Raw genomic sequence first — 16,713 nt, 5'->3', positions numbered from 1 at the left:
TCGGTTACGACTCTTTCTGATTCTCACTTCATCCCTGGCCTTTTCACGAGAAGAATAGGCTGTCTGAACAATATCAAACTCGTTTCTGTCCGGATTTTTCTTCTGCTACATGCCCTTCCTTAATCAGGCTCCTGCGCCCTCCTATTGGCAGCAGATCCTATCCGCGTCAGTGATAGTGTTGTGGTGAGCGCTTACAGGAGCATTGATACTTCGCCTTGGCCTTACTCATTAACCTCTCTACGTAACTTTTGTGTCCTGCCAATGCATGCTGCATGCCGAGCGGCCTCCCCTTCCTGTTTCACGCCAGGATATTCAAATGGTTGTTCCCCACTATTCATGGAAAGGCTAATGATGCTGCTGGTAGTACCGTAGCCTTGTCGTTCTTCTCGTACACCTCTGCGATAGATACCTTTGAATGTCATCACTCGCGTGAGATCTTGGCCGCCTATGTCACAACAAAACTCTAAGCTCTCTCGATTTTATGCCTTTGATATGATGTGGGATCATTGGCATGTGAGGGCGAACGACTCTTGACAATCTGCATTGGCATACCCACTCGAAACCGGCCGATCCTGTTGAGACGTGCGCTGGCCTCTATAGCAAGTCAGACGTGTTTACCAGATGAGGTGCTTATCGGGGATAACTCTGACGGTCTGGAGTCCCGAGATATCTATCTTGAGTGGCGAAGCCGCATACCGTGTATGCGCTATATAAAGCGAGAGAAGGTCTTGGGCCCTACACATAACTTTCTCAGCTTAGTGGCTGAGTCTTCGGCTGATCACTTTCTGTGGCTTGCAGATGATGATGTACTTGATCCAGGCCTGATTGCCAGAAGTCTAGAATGCCTTGACAATTTCCCGGGCCTGGACTATCTCGGGTGGGGTTTCGTAGTCCACAACTATGTTACAGAGGTTACCGAGGTCCCCCACGCATTCCCGAAAGTTCAGTTCAGTAGTTCATGCTATGAGAATGTATGTCGATATCTGGAGGTCCCGATCTCTTCCTACTTTTATGGAATGTATAGGCGTGATCTCCTGCTGAGATCCAGTCTCAGTAAGTGGAATGAGCTTAACCTCTCCTTTGACTGGATGGACGTTGCATTTATAATGTCTAGCCTGTTGAATTATAGATCTCATTTCCTGCCTGAGTGCCTGGCGACTTACGGTATTGATGAGTTGGTGCGCCCCATCAAGGGTGCAGCTGGATCGACGGCTAGGCACTACGACCCTATGCCGTGGCTTATGCATGGCATTGTGCTAATCTTGTGCGCTTCACGGCTTTCGATCTTCCAAAGGATCAAGCTCTTGCCTAAGTTCTTGTATGCTTGGCGCAATACGACGTCGTTTGCAATCAATCATTCCTGAGTATCGCCAGAATCCTCTCCAGACAGTTTCAACTCCTACTGCTTCTGCGCCTTACGCACGAGAAAGCTATTCCCAGTGTGGCGAAGACTTAATTATTGATTTTGTTGCGCGTCAGTGTGGCATTGATATTCAAAGCTACTTTGACGTTGGGGCCAATCATCCTTTTCATTACAGCAACTCCTATCTCTTTTATGAGAGAGGTGCGGCTGGTATCTGTGTTGAGCCGATCCCTTTTTTGGCCCAGGAGTTCGCCGCTGCGCGCCCCCGCGATAAGGTGCTGACCAACGTCATTTCGGCGGGACTGGATCCGCTGACCTTCTATGTGCTTGAGCCCTCGACTCTCAGCACTTTTGATCCCGAAGCTTTGAAACGAGCCTTGAAGACTCCAGGGGCTGCGGTTGTAGAGGAAATATCTGTGGAGCCGATTTGCCTCGATCATCTATTTGAGTTGAATGGTGTTCCTGAGTTGCTTTGCATTGATGTCGAGGGCGGTGATCTTGACGTGTTGTCAAGCTGGGATATGACACGCTTTCGCCCTCCCCTCCTATGTGTGGAGGACCTGGAGTACAGCACAGTTCGTACTACCAGACGACCTTTGGGTGTGACAGACTATCTGTGCCAGCACGGCTACATGTTGTTTGCCAATACATTCATTAATAGCGTCCTCGTCGACGCCGCGACCTGGGTTGATCCATGACAACCCCCAGCTCTCTGAAGCGTGTTTTATCTCCTGTTGTCCAGCTCAAGCGGTGTCTTGACCGTCAGTTTTATGCTTGCAATCAATTCAGGAAAGAATCCCAGACTTCTTTCCGGCAGTGGATCTCAGTTTCCCGTCGTCTCCAGGATCCCTATCTGATTGTCGGCACTACAAATTCCATTAACCGTGACCAGTGGGTCCAATCGGTTCTTGCTGATGTTCCACCGATGTCGCGATTACTGGACGCTGGCTCTGGCGAGCAGAAGTATCGCAGATTCTGCTCGCATCTTCAATACGTCTCACAGGACAATGCGGCCTATGACGGCAAGGGCGATGGCCAGGGGGGTCATGTTGAAAGCTGGACCTATGGTTCCACGGATTATGTCTGCGATATCGTGGAAATTCCGGCACCTAATGATTCTTTTGATGTCGTGTTATGTACTGAGGTCCTGGAACATCTGCCCGACCCTATAGCGGCCATCACGGAGCTTGCTCGTATCTTGCGGCCTGGAGGGCTGCTTCTCCTGACGGCTCCATTCTGCAGCTTTACGCACTTTTCGCCCTATTTCTTTTCAACTGGCTTCTCACGTAACTGGTATTCCAGGCATCTGGAGGATCTTGGTTTTCGCTGCGTTGAGATGACACCGAATGGAAACTACTTTGAGTATCTTGCCCAGGAAATAAGGCGGCTGCCACAGATGGCCAAGGCCTACTCCCTTGTGCAGGAATCGTGGCGTATCCGCTTGGCGATGCTCGCTATTCTGAGATTCCTGCAGATGTGTTCTTCTCTTGATCGAGGATCTTGTGATTACTGCTGTTATGGCTGGCATGTCAAGGCTACCAAAGACCTAGCGTCTGCGGATCATGGGGGTTAGATGACTTCTCCTCCTCCTCGTGTTTCCGTCGTCTTGCCCGTTTTCAACGGTCTTCCTTACCTGCATGCTGCCATCTCTAGCATCCTTTCTCAGTCGTTTACCGACTTTGAGTTAATCGTTATTGACGATGGGTCTGTTGATGGGTCGGCCTCTGTCCTCGAGGAGTTTGATGATCAGCGCATTCGCTTTCTCCGGCAGGCCAATCAGGGACTTGCCCGCACCCTGAACCACGGTATTTCCCTGGCCCGTGGCACCTACGTGGCCCGACAGGATCAAGATGATCTCTCCCATCCAGATCGTCTGGCCTTGCAGGTCGCACACATGGATGCTCATCATGACTGTGTCTTGGTCGGTTCATGGGCTCAGATCATGGAGGTGGATCGTCTCGTGGAACGGTTTCACCGCCATCCTGTTGACGAGCCAACCCTGCGCTATCAGTTGTTGTTCAACAATCCGTTTGTCCATAGCTCTGTTCTCCTGCGACGTTCCGCGCTTCAGCAGGTCGGCGGCTACACGACGGACCCAGCCCGGCAGCCCCCGGAAGACTATGAGTTGTGGTCACGCCTTTCTCGGATCGGTTCCGTGGCTAACGTTGGACAGGTGCTGCTCGTCTACCGGGAGATTCCCGGCAGCATGTCTCGAGTCGGCCCGTCCCCATTTCGCAGTCGCCTGATCACGATCTGCGCGGAGAACATTGCTGCTGTTGCAGGCTTGCCCAATGATGATTCCTCTGTGCAGGCCATCGCTGCGCTCACCCATGGCGACGCTTCTTCGTTGCAGCCCCCCCTCGACTTCGGCCGCATGCAGGAGGTTCTGCTTCTGGCCATCCAGAACCTGTCCACCGGTGCAGCACAAGTGCCTCTCCGCCAGGACGCCGTTGCCCGCGTCCAGGCCATGAAAGGGGCCTGGATGGTTCGAGCGTCTCCCGCTTATGAACTTCTGCATACCGCGGGACCATTCCGGAATCTGGCCAAGCGCCTCTGGCGCCTGGCGCAACGGCTCAGGGGTCCGCAATGAAGACCATCGTCATCGGCGGAGCCGGGTTCATCGGCTCCCTCGTCAGCCAGGCCCTGATCGCCTCCGGCCGTGAGGTGACCGTCGTGGGACGGCGTCCCCCCGGTGCCCACACGGCCGCCCTGCGCTGCACCTACCGCTGTGCCGACCTCGGCAACCGGGCCCAGATGCGGGAGATCCTGGAGCCGGGCTGTGAAGTGATCGATCTGGCCTACGCCACCGTTCCCAAGACCAGTTACGGCGACCCCGTCTTCGATCTGCTCGCCAACCTGCCGGGAAGCGTCGGATTGCTGGAGGAGGCGATGGCCGCGGGGGTCCGCCGTCTGCTGCTCGTGTCCTCCGGAGGCACGGTCTACGGCCCCCCCTGCACCCTGCCCATTCCGGAATCCCACCCGACGGCCCCTATCAGCCCCTACGGGATCACCAAACTGACCATCGACCATTACGCCCTGATGTTCCATCACACCCGCGACCTGCCGGTGGTGGTGGTGAGGCCGGCCAACGCCTACGGCGTCCAGCAGCGTTCCCGGACCGGGCAGGGTTTCCTCGCCGCCGCCATCGACGCCATCCTTTCGCATCGAGAGATCGAGATCTATGGGGAGGCGGGAACCATCCGTGATTACATTCACGTCACGGATGTGGCCAGTGGGATTCTGGCGGCCCTGGATTGCGGAGGCGATGGTGAGATCTATAACCTCGGCACCGGAATCGGTGCCAGCAATCTGGATGTGATGGCGATGCTGCGCCCCTTGGCTAAGGCGGCCGGCCACTCCATCCAGGTGCGTCATCTGCCTTCACGGCGATTCGATGTGGAGGCCAATGTGCTCGATGCCGGCAAGCTTCGCCTGGCTTCCGGATGGCGTCCGGATGTATCTCTCCAGCAGGGCCTCGCAGAGATGTGGGATCATGCGTTGACGATGTCCTCTGCCACCTGAGGACAACCCCTGCCCGCCCGATTCACCACCATGGGACTCCTTACTCGGCTGCTGGATCTTCGCGGGTCCTCCGCCGAACGTTCGACATCCCTGGATCCCTTCCTCAGTACCGCCAACCCCTCCCGCAATCCTGCCTGTGGGGAATTTGAGGTGGACGGCTGGGTGACTTCGGCGTTTGTGGCCCGCACCCTGGTTCCCGTGGTCGGCGTCCATCCCTTCCCCCTTCAGGAACTGATGCTGATGACGGCGACGGTCTGCCGATTTCAGCCTTCCCTGATCTTCGAGTGGGGCACCAACATCGGCAAATCGGCGCGGATCTTCCATGAAATCGCCCAGTATTTCCATATCCGCACCACCATCCATTCCTGCGACCTTCCCGACGATGTCGACCACGTGGAGCATCCCCACGCCCAGCGGGGCGCCATGGTGCGGGGCCTGGCGGGGGTGAAACTGCACCAGGGGGACGGCCTGACCACCTCCCTCGGCCTCTGGGAGCGGGCGGGGCGTCCCCCCTCCCCCCTCTTCTTCCTCGATGGCGACCACAGCCACGCCAGCGTCAGGCGGGAGATCGACGGGATCCTGGCGGCGGTCCCAGACCCGGTGCTGCTGCTCCATGACACCTTCCTCCAGTCCCCCCAGTCCGGCTACAACGTCGGGCCCCGTCAGGCCGTTGAGGAGTCCCTGGCCGCCTGTCCCGGCCGCTTCAAGGCGGTGCATTCCGGGCTCAGCCTGCCGGGCATGACCCTGCTCTACGCCGCTGCCCCCGCTGCGGCGTAGGTTCGCCCCAGCCCCGCCGGCCCATGAAGATTCTCCATACGGTCGAGTCCTACCTGCCGGCCCGCCATGGCATGTCGGAGGTGGTGCGGCAGATCTCCGAGCGGCTGGTGGCCCGGGGCCACGACGTCACCGTGGCCACCCGCTCCGACCCGGCGCGCACCGGCGACAGCATCGAGGGGGTGAAGGTCAGGGGTTTCGATGTGCAGGGCAAGAGTGCGGTGGGGGTCTGGGGGGATGTCTCCGGCTACCAGCGCTATCTGCTCGCCTCCGATGCCGATGTGATCGTCAACTTTGCGGCGCAGCAGTGGGCCACCGATCTGATGCTGCCGCTGCTGCCCCAGCTGAAGGCCCGCAAGGTGTTCGTTCCCACGGGTTTCTCCGCCCTGGGGGATCCCACCTTCGCCTCCTATTTCGCCGCCATGGGCGAATGGATGCGCAGCTACGACACCTGCGTCTTCCTTTCCGACTCCTACCGCGACATCGACTTCGCCCGCCGCGAGGGCGTCGACCGAATCGCCATCATTCCCAATGGGGCGGCGGCTGAAGAGTTCGTTCGCCCCCGCGATCCAGGCCTGCGGGCCCGGCTCGGGATTCCCGAGAACGACCTGCTGATCCTGCATGTCTCCGGCTACCTGTCGGTGGCCAAGGGGCAGGCTGAAGCCCTCGAGATCTTCTCCGGTTCCCAGCTGCGGCAGGCCACCCTGCTGCTGGTCAGCCCGGATTTCTCCCAGTCCCTGGCCCGCTCCCTGACGCCGCGGCAGCTGGCCCGGGGCCTCTACCACCTGCTGCGGGGCAAGGGGTTGCGGGCCCTGGCCTTCCCCACCCAGCTGCAGGTGATGAAGCGCCTCAACCGGCGTCGCAATGCGGCGGCCGGCCGCCAGGTGCTCGGCCATGCCCTTTCCCGGGAGGACACGGTGAGCGCCTTCCTCGAGGCCGACCTGCTGCTGTTCCCCTCCTGGATCGAGTGCTCTCCCCTGGTGCTGTTCGAAGCCGCCGCCTCCCACACGCCGTTCCTGGTCACGCCGGTGGGCAACGCGGCCGAGATCATCGCCTGGACCGGGGGAGGGGAGCTGCTGCCCGGCGAGCGCTGCGCCGACCGGGAAGGCAGCGTGCGGGCCGATGTGGCCGCCGGTAGCCAGCGGTTGGAGGCCCTGGTGGCTGACGCCGCCGGCCGCCGCCGGATGGCCGACTCCGCCTTTCGGGCCTGGCAGGCCCACTTCACCTGGGAGCGCATCGCCGACCAGTACGAACGGCTCTACCGCTCGCTGCTCGATGGTGAGGCGATCCACGACCAGTTCCCGGCCCCCCCCCAGCTCTGATGCGCGTCCTCACCCTCATCTTCTCCAAGGACCGGCCGCTGCAGCTTCAGGGGACCCTGGCCTCCTTCGCCCTGCACTGCCGGGAGGCGGCGCAGACCCCGATCACGGTGCTCTACCGGGCCAGTTCCGCGGCGTTCTCCCGGGGGTACGCCCAGCTGCGGGAGGAGTTCCGGGGCCGGCTGCTGATCGACTGGGTGGAGGAGCGCTCCTTCCGGCGGGACCTGCTCGCCTGTCTGCGGGAGCCCCCGCCTTCGTCCCGCTGGCGCCGGCTCCTGGATCGGCTGCGGCTGCGCTCCTGGCGTCCGCGCTGTGACCAGCTGCTGTTTCTTGTCGACGACAACATCTTCGTGCGGCCCTTTTCGTTGCGGTCGATCGCGGAAGCCCTCGAGCAGCAGCCCTCCGCCATCGGCTTCTCCCTGCGCGTCGGTCGCAACACCACGCGCTGCTACTCGATGAACTGCGCCCAGCCCCTGCCGGAGTTCCAGCCGGTGGCGTCGGGGCTGCGGTTTCGCTGGGTGGGCCAGACCGGCGACTTCGGCTACCCGATCGAGGTGTCCAGTTCCGTCTACCGCCTCGCCGATCTGATCGGGCTGCTGCGCACCCTTCCCTACGCCAACCCCAACCGCCTCGAGCAGGTGCTCTCCTCCTCCAGCTCCCTCTTCGCCCTGGGCAAGCCCGACCTGCTCTGCTTCGACCGGTCGGTGGCCTTCTGCGCGCCGATCAACAAGGTGCAGACGATCCTCGACAACCGGGCCGGCGCCTCCGATGACTATTCCAGCGAGGCCCTGCTGGAGCGCTTCCTGGCCGGGCAGCGGGTGGATGTGGCGGCCCTGAAGGATTTCGTCCCCCGGGCCGCCCACGAGGAGATCGAGCTTCCGCTGCAGTCCGCTTCGGCGCCGTGAGTGGGGCCATCGCGACCCTGCTCTGCATGAGGGGGGACACCCCGACCGCCCTGGCCCTGCGGGCCATCCGCAGCACGGCCGCCAGCCTGGCCCCCGGCGATCTGCTGGTTCTGCGGGTGGACGGCGGGACCCTCGACGATCCCGGGCGTTTCCGTGCCGCCGCCGCCCCGGCCCGGCTGGTGCTCCGGGAGGCGGCCGAGGGCCGGGGGCTGGCCCACGGCCTCAACCAGCTGCTGGAGGAGGTGCTGCGTGATCCCGCCATCGGCCTGATCGCCCGGATGGATGCCGACGACGAATCCCTTCCCGGAAGGATGGAGCGCCAGCGCCGCTTCCTCGCGGAGCACCCGGAGGTCGACATCCTCGGCACGGCCTGCCATGAGGTCGATGAGCACGGTGCCTATCTGCAGCTCAAGTGCATGCCCCTCGGCCATCGCGCCATCGTGGCCGCCCTGCCGCGCAGCAATCCCCTGAACCACCCCACGGTGATGCTGCGCCGCCGCGTGTTCGACTCCGGGCTCCGCTACAGGGAGGATGTGAAACGCACGGAGGACTACCACCTCTGGATCTCGGCGGCGGGGGCGGGTTTCGTGTTCGCCAACCTGCCCGAACCGCTGCTGAACTTCCAGCGTGATTCCGGATTCTTTCGGCGCCGTGGCGGCTGGCAACAGGCCTGGGCCGACCTGCATGTGCGGCTCAGGGCGATGCGGGAGCTGGCGTTGTTCTCAGCGCCAAACCTGGCGTGGGCCGCGGCGGCCTTCGGCCTTCGCCTCCTGCCGGCGGCCCTGCAGAAGTGGCTCTATCGGCAGCTGCGGTAACCGTGCCGGTTCTGCTGTCGCCAGGCCCAGCCATCGCGGCAGATGTCTTCGAGATTGCGGGTGGTGGACCAGCCCAGCAGGTGCCGTGCCGCCGTCGCGTCGGCCACACTCTCGGCCACATCGCCGGGCCGGCGCGGTGCGAACTCGTAGGCCACCGGACAGCCGTTGATCCGCTGGAAGGCCTCGATCATTTCCAGCACGGAGTGTCCCTGGCCGCTGCCCAGATTGAGGGTGAGGATCTGATCGCCTGAGGCCAGGAGCACGTCCAAGGCCTGCCTGTGGCCCTCGGCCAGATCCATCACGTGGATGAAGTCACGGATGCCGGTCCCGTCGGGCGTGGGCCAGTCGCAGCCGAAGATCTGCACGTGGGACCGCAGACCCATGGCCACCTGGGTGATCAGCGGGAACAGGTTGGAGGGCACCCCGTTGGGGTCTTCGCCGATGCGTCCGCTGGGGTGCGCTCCCACGGGGTTGAAATAGCGCAGCCTGGCCACGCGCCACCCCGGTTCGCTGGCGGCCGTGTCGGCCAGCAGTTGCTCCACCGCCGCCTTGGTCTGCCCGTAGGGATTCGCTGGCTGAATGCCGGCGTTCTCACCGATCGGCAGAGTCTCCGGGCAGCCGTAGAGCGCTGCGGTGCTGCTGAACACGATCGTCCGGCAACCGTGGCGTCCCATCGCCTCCAGCAGGCAGCGGGTGCCCTCGACGTTCACATGCCAGTAGCTCAGCGGCTCCTGGATCGAGGCTCCCACCGCCTTGAGGCCGGCGAAATGCAGGACGGCGGTCACGCCCCCGCCACTGCCGCTGCAGCCGAACGCCCCATCGAGGGCCGCCGGGCTGCGGATGTCGCCGTGGACGAAGACCAGCCGGCGATCACCCGCGGCGCTTTCCCAGGCCTGATGAACCCAATCCTGGTGAACAGCGTGCCGGCAGGGGCTGAGTTGGCACAGTTCGGCCACCCGGTGGAGTGCTTCGAGGCTGCTGTTGTGGAGGTTGTCGATGACAACCAGGTCATGGCCGGCACCGATCAGCACCAGACAGGTGTGACTGCCGATGAAGCCAGCCCCTCCCGTGATCAGTACAGTCGCCAAAGACCATGGCCCGTGAGAAAGAATCCTAGGCGGCTATGGGTCACCCACTACCGGAGATTCAGTGCAGGGTCTTCAGCCTCGCCATGGTGGCCCGGTGATGCACAACCGGCTGGGCACCCCGGGCTCTGGCCAGCAGGCGAATCGTCTTGATCAGGATCAGTGTGTCAAGCATCAGGCTGGCATTGCGCAGGTAATAGAGGTCGTAGCTGAGTTTCATCCGGCTGTCCTCAATGCTGGCTCCGTAGGGATAGCAAACCTGTGCCCATCCGCTGAGGCCGGGCCGCACCCAGTGGCGGACCCGATAATGCTGGATCTGCTGCTCCAGGGTGGCTTCGATCTCGGGCCGTTCCGGCCTCGGGCCGATCAGGCTCATTTCCCCTTTGAGCACGGCAATTAGCTGGGGAAGTTCATCGATGCGCAGCCGCCTCAGCAGGGCCCCCACCCGCGTGATGCGGGGGTCGTTGCGGCTGGCCCAGCGGGCCCCCCGTGCCTCCGCCTCCTCGCACATGGTCCTCAGTTTCCAGACCTCGATGGCCTCTCCGTAGAGACCGGTCCGGACCTGGCGGTAGAGGATTCCCCCCCCGCCCTCGAGACGGATCGCCAGGGCGGAGACGAGCAGCACCGGGGCGGTGAGAATCAGCAGCAGGCTGGCGACGATCAGATCCCCCATGCGCTTGAGCCGCCATCCCCAGCGGTTGGGCTGCAGCTCGAAGCCGTCGGCCTGCAGCAGCCAGCGGCTCGAGAACAGCTCCGGCGGGACCCGCTGGAGGTGGTGCTCGGCCCAGATGACCAGACTGCAGACGCTGGCGCCCCGTTCCCGTCGCGCCAGCAGCCGCTGCAGCAGGGCATCGTTCAGTTCGGCCGCCTCGCTCACGGCGATGCCGTCAACCGCCAGCAGGATGGTCTCGAAGGACGGCTCCAGGGCACGGCAGTCGCAGTAATGGAGATCCAGCAGGTTCTGGCCGCCGTCCCGTTCCAGTTCCCGCTGCACCACCGTCAGTTCGGCCGCCTCCCCCACCAGCAGCCAGGCCTGGCGCCGGCTCAGCAGCCGGGTGACCAGCAGCTGCGCCGTCCCTGACGCCAGCGTGACCGCCGCCAGCAGGGGAAGGACGAAATTGCGGAAGGTCCGTGGATCCTCCACCTTCAGGCCCCAGTTGAGACCCACCACGACGACCGCCAGCACCAGCAGGGCGACCACGGCGGTGGCGCCCAGCCGTCGCCGCTGGGAATCCCGCTGCCCCTGGTCGGGCTTGGAGTAGCGCCCCAGCAGGTAGGAGGTTCCCACCCAGAGCAGGGCCAGGCCCACGATCGAGCCGGTGATGCCCGCCCAGCGGTCGAACCGCTGCAGGAACAGGGTGTTGTAGGTCCCCAGCAGCAGCAGGGTGTCGAACAGGGCCAGCCCCAGCAGCAGCCGCCGCTGTCTCAGCCAGGGAGTCCGCCACCACATGCCTTGCCGCCTCCGCCTCCGCTCGACTTTATGGGCGCTGCCGGACCCGGTCCCGGCCGCCCCATTTGACCGAGGGGCACCCCATGGGGCATGCTCGATCAGCCGGCAACGCCCGGCGCGGAACCCGGCAGTGGCCGATCCTGCGGATGTAGCTCAGTGGTAGAGCATCTCCTTGCCAAGGAGAGGGTCGAGAGTTCGAATCTCTTCATCCGCTTGTCTTTTTCACGATCGTCTTCAGCATCAGCCGCTGGCTGTCCACCCGGCTGAAGCCCAGCCTCTCGTAGAAGCCCTCCCCCGTGGTGGTCATGAGGTAGACGCGCTCGGCCGCCGTCACCTGCGGGCTGGCCAGCAGCGCCTCGACGATCCGCCGGCCGACCCCCCGCCCCTGCTGGTCCTCGGCCACCACCACGTCCCAGAGAACGGCGCGGAACACCCCGTCGCTGGTGGCCCTCCCGAAGCCCACCAGGGTGCCCGCCTGCCAGGCGCTCACCACCACCTGGCTGCCGCTGAGCATCCGCCCCAGCTGGGCGGGCCGGCGGCCGGTGGCCCAGAAGCTGTGGCCATCGAGCAGGGCGCCGAGGGCCGCCAGCTGCCAGCGCAGGCGCAGGCGCAGCCGGCCGTGGCGGACCAGCCGGATCGGGGCGACGGAGGGGGTCTCGGGCCTGGGGGGGGCGCTGCTCAACGGACCGGGGTGGGACGCATCAGCTGCGAATCCTGCTCTGCGGCCGGCGCCGGGGTGCGGATCCCCGACGGCAGGGGCGCTGAAAACCCTTGCTGCAGCTCACTTCTTCGCCGCCGGTCACCATTTTGCGATGGTAGGGTAAGCAACTACGGACAGGCCCTTTCCATGCTCAAGCTGCTGCTGGGTGATCCCAATGCCCGCAAGCTGAAGCGTTACCAGCCGTTGGTGTCCGACATCAATCTGCTGGAGGAGGAGATCGAGCCCCTCAGCGACGAGGAGCTGCGGGGCCTGACGGCCGAGTTCCGCCAGAAACTGGAGAAGCCCGAGACGGCGGCCCGGCGCAAGGCCCTGCTCGATGAGCTGCTGCCCCAGGCCTTCGCGGTGGTGCGGGAGGCGGGCAAGCGGGTGCTGGGCATGCGCCACTTCGACGTCCAGCTGATCGGCGGCATGGTGCTGCACAACGGCCAGATCGCCGAGATGAAGACCGGCGAGGGCAAGACCCTGGTGGCCACCCTGCCGGCCTACCTCAACGCCCTCACGGGGGCCGGGGTGCACGTGGTCACGGTGAACGACTACCTGGCCCGGCGTGACGCCGAGTGGATGGGCCAGATCCATCGCTTCCTTGGGCTGAGCGTCGGCCTGATCCAGCAGGACATGAGCCCGCCGGAGCGGCGCCGCAACTACGCCTGCGACATCACCTACGCCACCAACTCGGAGCTGGGCTTCGACTACCTGCGCGACAACATGGCGAGTGACATCGCCGAGGTGGTGCAGCGCGACTTCCACTACTGCATCATCGACGAGGTGGATTCGATCCTCGTGGACGAGGCCCGCACCCCCCTGATCATCTCCGGCCAGATCGAGCGGCCCCAGGAGAAGTACATGCAGGCGGCCCGGATCGCCGCCGAGCTGTTGCGGGCCGCCGAAATGGGCAAGGACGGCATCGATCCCGAGGGCGACTACGAGGTCGACGAGAAGCAGCGCAACGTCACCCTCACCGATGAGGGCTACCAGAAGGCCGAGCAGCTGCTCGGCGTCCAGGACCTCTTCAACCCCCAGGACCCCTGGGCCCACTTCATCAACAACGCCCTCAAGGCCAAGGAGCTGTTCGTCAAGGACGTCAACTACATCGTGCGGGGCTCCGATGCGGTGATCGTCGACGAGTTCACCGGCCGGGTGATGCCGGGGCGTCGCTGGAGCGATGGCCTGCACCAGGCGATCGAGGCCAAGGAGTCCCTGCCGATCCAGCCCGAGACCCAGACCCTGGCCAGCATCACCTACCAGAACTTCTTCCTGCTCTACCCCCGCCTCGCCGGCATGACCGGCACCGCCAAGACCGAGGAAGTGGAGTTCGAGAAGACCTACAAGCTGGAAGTGGCGGTGGTGCCCACCAACCGGGTCCGCTCCCGCTCCGACTGGCCCGATCAGGTCTACAAGACCGAGACGGCCAAATGGCAGGCCGTGGCCGCCGAGACCGCCCAGGTGCACAGGAGCGGCCGGCCGGTGCTGGTGGGCACCACCAGCGTCGAGAAGTCCGAGCTGCTTTCCACCCTGCTGCAGGAGCAGGCGATCCCCCACAACCTCCTCAACGCCAAGCCGGAAAACGTGGAGCGGGAGGCCGAGATCGTGGCCCAGGCGGGCCGGGCCGGTGCCGTCACCATCGCCACCAACATGGCCGGCCGGGGCACCGACATCATCCTGGGTGGCAACAGCGACTACATGGCCCGCCTCAAGCTGCGGGAAGTGCTGCTGCCCCGGCTGGTGCGCCCCGAGGAAGGCCATCGCCCGCCGGTGCCCCTGCAGCGCTCCACCGAGGCGCCGGCCGGCTTCGGCGGCGCCGTGGCCCCCAGCTCCCGGCCGGCCAGTGAGGCCCGCGCCATCGGCAACCTCTATCCCTGCAGTCTCTCCGAAGAAACGGAGAAGGCCCTCGCCGGCTTCTCCCGTGATCTGGTGGCGGCCTGGGGAGACCGCACCCTCACGGTGCTCGAACTCGAGGACCGCATCGCCCAGGCCGCCGAGAAGGCCCCCACCGACGACCCCCAGATCCAGCGGCTGCGGGAACTGATCGCCCAGGTGCGCGCCGAGTACGACGTGGTGGTGAAGCAGGAGGAGGCCCAGGTCCGCGCCGCCGGCGGCCTGCACGTGATCGGCACCGAACGCCACGAGTCGCGCCGGGTCGACAACCAGCTGCGGGGCCGGGCCGGCCGCCAGGGCGACCCCGGCAGCACCCGCTTCTTCCTGTCCCTGGAGGACAACCTGCTGCGCATCTTCGGCGGCGACCGGGTGGCGGGCCTGATGAACGCCTTCCGGGTGGAGGAGGACATGCCGATCGAATCGGGCATGCTGACGCGCTCCCTGGAGGGGGCCCAGAAGAAGGTGGAGACGTACTACTACGACATGCGCAAGCAGGTGTTCGAGTACGACGAGGTGATGAACAACCAGCGCAAGGCGGTATACACCGAGCGGCGCCGGGTGCTGGAGGGACGGGAGCTCAAGCAGCAGGTGATCGGCTACGGCGAGCGCACCATCGACGACATCGTCGAGGCTTACGTCAACCCGGATCTGCCGCCCGAGGAATGGGATCTCACCCGCCTGGTGGAGAAGGTCAAGGAGTTCATCTACCTGCTGGCGGATCTCTCCCCGGATCAGGTGAGCGGTCTGTCGATGGAGGAGCTCAAGGCCTTCCTGCAGGAGCAGATGCGCAATGCCTACGACATCAAGGAGGGGCAGATCGAGCAGATGCGGCCGGGCCTGATGCGGGAGGCGGAACGCTTCTTTATCCTGCAGCAGATCGACACCCTCTGGCGCGAGCACCTGCAGGCCATGGAGGCCCTGCGGGAATCGGTGGGGCTGCGGGGCTACGGCCAGAAGGATCCCCTGATCGAATACAAGAACGAGGGCTACGACATGTTCCTGGAGATGATGACCCAGATGCGGCGCAACGTGATCTACTCGATGTTCATGTTCCAGCCCCAGGTGCCCCAGGCGGTCACGGCCTGAGGGGCGTCTCCTCGCCGTTCGCGGTTTCGCCGAGGAACTCCAGGATCTCCCGGTCGCGCAGGTTCTGGGCCGTGCCGCTGCAGGGCTCCTTCAGGGGCCGGCCGGCGGCCACCTCCTGCAGGCAGGCCTGAAGCCGGTTGACGTCGTTCTCGAGGCTGTCGATCCGCTCCATCAGGTTGCGGATCACGGACGCCTCCGCATCCGGCAGGGCGGAGTGGGCCAGGGGATCGATCCGGGCCCCGGCCTGGTGGATCACCCGGCCGGGGATGCCCACCACGGTGCTGTCGGCCCCGACGTTGCGCAGCAGCACCGAGCCGGCGCCGATGCGGGTGTTGGTGCCCACGGTGATGGCCCCGAGCACCTTGGCCCCCGCCCCCACCACCACGTTGTCCATCAGGGTGGGGTGGCGCTTGCCGTGCTCCTTGCCCGTGCCCCCGAGGGTCACCCCCTGGTAGAGGAGGCAGTTGTCACCGATCACGCTGGTCTCGCCGATGACCACCCCCATGCCGTGGTCGATGAACACCCCGCGGCCGATCCGGGCCCCCGGGTGGATCTCCACGCCGGTGAGCAGGCGGCCCAGCTGGCTCAGCAGCCGGGGGATCAGGGGCAGGCCCATCTGCCAGAGGCGGTGGCTGACACGGTGCAGCTCCAGGGCGTGGAAGCCCGGGTAGCAGAGCAGGATCTCCAGGGTGCCCCGGGCGGCCGGATCCCTCTGCCGGATGATGGCCAGGTCGGCCCGGAGTGCATCGAGCATGGATTCCCGCCGTCAGGCCGCCAGGAGGCCGATCTCCTTGCGCAGTTGGTCAATGGTGGCGCTGCCAAGGTAGCTCTGCGCACAGTGCACCATGGGCAGGCGCATCAGCTGGGCGCGGTTCTGGCGCAGGGTCTGCTCCACCAGGGGCAGGCTGGGCTTGTCGCAGATCACGTGGCTGGAGGCCCGCAGCAGGGCCAGCAGGCGGCTGCTGGTGTCGGGATTGGCCGTCATCACCAGCAGCTCGTTGCCCCGCATGCTGTGCAGGATCACCTCGGCGGCCCGCAGGATGCCGGGGCTGATGCTCACCAGGCCCACGCAGCTGCCGGGCCGCAGCTCCTTGAGCATGCCCAGCTCGTGGCCGAAGTCGTTGAGATCCACCGGCACCGCCCGCACGCCGTGCACCTTGGCGATCTGCTCCACCTCCTGAAGGAAGTAGCGGCTGGTGACCACCGTGCCCTTGCTGGAGGTCTCCAGCACCGATTCGAGCTCCTCGATCGGCACCACCTCGACGGGCACCTCCAGGCTGGGCTTGAGCTCCTCGGCGATCAGGATCGAGGCGCCGATGTCCTCCCTTGAGGTGCTGACCAGCACCCGGGCGCCGCAGCGCAGCCGCCAGTCGATCTCGCGGGTGAGCAGCTCCCGGGCCTGCTGCAGGGTGCAGCCGGCGTTGAGCAGGCCGTCGACGCTTTGGCGCACCTCCCGGTCGATGTCCGGCAGGGCCTTGCTGCGCAGCCCCGGCGGCGGCTTGATCTCGCGGGGGTTCTGCTGGTCGCGCACATAGATCCCCGAGCCGGCCATGGCCTCCACCACGCCGTCGGTCTCGAGCTGGCGGTAGACCTTGCTGATGGTGTTGCGGTGCAGGCCGGTCTGCATGGCCAGCTGGCGCGTGCTCGGCAGCCGGTGGCCCGGCGGGTAGTGCCGGGCTGCGATGGCGAAGCAGATCTGGTTGTACAGCTGGGTCGACGCCGGGATGTCGCTCTCCTGCTGAATGTGAAAACGCACGCCGGTGTGGCCAAGGTGTCCTTGGCCGCCACCCTAAGGAGC

Annotated in this window: 15 protein-coding genes and 1 tRNA gene; 11 read left to right on the top strand and 5 right to left on the bottom strand. The window is 64.6% G+C overall.

All coding sequences use genetic code 11. The annotated features are described in order from the left end of the window. Positions 1-497 precede the first annotated feature (497 nt). The 9 genes from KBZ08_RS16585 to KBZ08_RS04915 are packed head-to-tail and all read left to right on the top strand — an operon-like array spanning position 498 to position 8,698. Positions 498-1,364 (top strand): glycosyltransferase family 2 protein, encoded by an 867-nt coding sequence (locus tag KBZ08_RS16585; RefSeq protein ID WP_396122371.1) that lies wholly within the window; start codon positions 498-500, stop codon positions 1,362-1,364. Continuing rightward, the gene (locus KBZ08_RS04950) at positions 1,321-2,061 is read left to right on the top strand and encodes an FkbM family methyltransferase (RefSeq protein WP_254971827.1); all 741 of its coding nucleotides are present in this window, start codon (positions 1,321-1,323) and stop codon (positions 2,059-2,061) included. The genes KBZ08_RS16585 and KBZ08_RS04950 overlap by 44 nt, the downstream gene beginning before the upstream one ends. After that, on the top strand, positions 2,058-2,936 hold the full coding sequence (locus KBZ08_RS04945; RefSeq protein WP_106222042.1) for a class I SAM-dependent methyltransferase: 879 nt from the start codon (positions 2,058-2,060) through the stop codon (positions 2,934-2,936). The genes KBZ08_RS04950 and KBZ08_RS04945 overlap by 4 nt, the downstream gene beginning before the upstream one ends. After that, complete coding sequence (locus KBZ08_RS04940; RefSeq protein WP_106222040.1) at positions 2,937-3,953, top strand: glycosyltransferase family A protein; 1,017 nt, start codon at positions 2,937-2,939, stop codon at positions 3,951-3,953. Then, on the top strand, positions 3,950-4,885 hold the full coding sequence (locus tag KBZ08_RS04935; protein ID WP_254971823.1) for an NAD-dependent epimerase/dehydratase family protein: 936 nt from the start codon (positions 3,950-3,952) through the stop codon (positions 4,883-4,885). Before KBZ08_RS04940 ends, KBZ08_RS04935 begins: the two co-directional genes overlap by 4 nt. A 30-nt stretch (positions 4,886-4,915) precedes the next feature. Further along, entirely contained in the window at positions 4,916-5,662 is a 747-nt protein-coding gene (locus KBZ08_RS04930) for a class I SAM-dependent methyltransferase (RefSeq protein ID WP_254971821.1), read from the top strand. Between the two features lie 23 nt (positions 5,663-5,685). Beyond that, the gene (locus tag KBZ08_RS04925; RefSeq protein ID WP_254971819.1) at positions 5,686-6,981 is read left to right on the top strand and encodes a glycosyltransferase family 4 protein; all 1,296 of its coding nucleotides are present in this window, start codon (positions 5,686-5,688) and stop codon (positions 6,979-6,981) included. After that, positions 6,981-7,883 carry a hypothetical protein gene (locus KBZ08_RS04920; protein ID WP_254971817.1) on the top strand — a complete coding sequence of 301 codons (903 nt, stop codon included), beginning with the start codon at positions 6,981-6,983 and terminating at the stop codon, positions 7,881-7,883. Before KBZ08_RS04925 ends, KBZ08_RS04920 begins: the two co-directional genes overlap by 1 nt. Beyond that, on the top strand, positions 7,880-8,698 hold the full coding sequence (locus KBZ08_RS04915) for a glycosyltransferase (protein WP_254971815.1): 819 nt from the start codon (positions 7,880-7,882) through the stop codon (positions 8,696-8,698). Before KBZ08_RS04920 ends, KBZ08_RS04915 begins: the two co-directional genes overlap by 4 nt. Here KBZ08_RS04915 and galE read toward each other — a convergent pair. Next, positions 8,680-9,786 (bottom strand): UDP-glucose 4-epimerase GalE, encoded by a 1,107-nt coding sequence (galE, locus tag KBZ08_RS04910; protein ID WP_254971812.1) that lies wholly within the window; start codon positions 9,784-9,786, stop codon positions 8,680-8,682. The genes KBZ08_RS04915 and galE overlap by 19 nt on opposite strands. A gap of 58 nt (positions 9,787-9,844) precedes the next feature. Beyond that, a complete protein-coding gene (locus KBZ08_RS04905; protein ID WP_254971810.1) occupies positions 9,845-11,233 on the bottom strand; it encodes an exopolysaccharide biosynthesis polyprenyl glycosylphosphotransferase in 1,389 nt (462 codons plus the stop codon). Positions 11,234-11,375: 142 nt separating this feature from the next. Here KBZ08_RS04905 and KBZ08_RS04900 point away from each other — a divergent pair. Continuing rightward, positions 11,376-11,447: transfer RNA gene (locus tag KBZ08_RS04900), tRNA-Gly, on the top strand. Here KBZ08_RS04900 and KBZ08_RS04895 read toward each other — a convergent pair. Beyond that, positions 11,439-11,915, bottom strand: a complete 477-nt coding sequence (locus KBZ08_RS04895) for a GNAT family N-acetyltransferase (RefSeq protein ID WP_254971808.1) — start codon at positions 11,913-11,915, stop codon at positions 11,439-11,441. The two genes, KBZ08_RS04900 and KBZ08_RS04895, sit on opposite strands and share 9 nt — an antisense overlap. Before the next feature lie 165 nt (positions 11,916-12,080). Between KBZ08_RS04895 and secA the strand changes: the two genes are divergently transcribed. Next, entirely contained in the window at positions 12,081-14,915 is a 2,835-nt protein-coding gene (gene secA / locus KBZ08_RS04890; protein ID WP_254971806.1) for a preprotein translocase subunit SecA, read from the top strand. Here secA and cysE read toward each other — a convergent pair. Together cysE and KBZ08_RS04880 are read right to left on the bottom strand one after the other, a co-directional pair. Further along, complete coding sequence (gene cysE, locus KBZ08_RS04885; protein ID WP_254971805.1) at positions 14,905-15,669, bottom strand: serine O-acetyltransferase; 765 nt, start codon at positions 15,667-15,669, stop codon at positions 14,905-14,907. The two genes, secA and cysE, sit on opposite strands and share 11 nt — an antisense overlap. A gap of 12 nt (positions 15,670-15,681) precedes the next feature. Next, positions 15,682-16,671, bottom strand: a complete 990-nt coding sequence (locus KBZ08_RS04880) for a GntR family transcriptional regulator (protein ID WP_015109798.1) — start codon at positions 16,669-16,671, stop codon at positions 15,682-15,684. Positions 16,672-16,713 lie beyond the last annotated feature (42 nt).

The organism is Cyanobium sp. Candia 9D4, assembly GCF_024346155.1.
Classification (GTDB): domain Bacteria; phylum Cyanobacteriota; class Cyanobacteriia; order PCC-6307; family Cyanobiaceae; genus Cyanobium; species Cyanobium minutissimum.
Note: the sequence above shows the minus strand (reverse complement) of the source record. Positions and strands in the feature narration are given on the sequence as shown.

Coding starts and splice junctions, on each gene's coding strand:
- KBZ08_RS04920 (WP_254971817.1), top strand. CDS start 6,981: ATGCGCGTCCTCACCCTCATCTTCTCCAAGGACCGGCCGCTGCAGCTT.
- KBZ08_RS04930 (WP_254971821.1), top strand. CDS start 4,916: ATGGGACTCCTTACTCGGCTGCTGGATCTTCGCGGGTCCTCCGCCGAA.
- KBZ08_RS04940 (WP_106222040.1), top strand. CDS start 2,937: ATGACTTCTCCTCCTCCTCGTGTTTCCGTCGTCTTGCCCGTTTTCAAC.
- KBZ08_RS04945 (WP_106222042.1), top strand. CDS start 2,058: ATGACAACCCCCAGCTCTCTGAAGCGTGTTTTATCTCCTGTTGTCCAG.
- KBZ08_RS04950 (WP_254971827.1), top strand. CDS start 1,321: ATGCTTGGCGCAATACGACGTCGTTTGCAATCAATCATTCCTGAGTAT.
- cysE (WP_254971805.1), bottom strand. CDS start 15,669: ATGCTCGATGCACTCCGGGCCGACCTGGCCATCATCCGGCAGAGGGAT.
- secA (WP_254971806.1), top strand. CDS start 12,081: ATGCTCAAGCTGCTGCTGGGTGATCCCAATGCCCGCAAGCTGAAGCGT.
- KBZ08_RS04935 (WP_254971823.1), top strand. CDS start 3,950: ATGAAGACCATCGTCATCGGCGGAGCCGGGTTCATCGGCTCCCTCGTC.
- KBZ08_RS04905 (WP_254971810.1), bottom strand. CDS start 11,233: ATGTGGTGGCGGACTCCCTGGCTGAGACAGCGGCGGCTGCTGCTGGGG.
- KBZ08_RS04925 (WP_254971819.1), top strand. CDS start 5,686: ATGAAGATTCTCCATACGGTCGAGTCCTACCTGCCGGCCCGCCATGGC.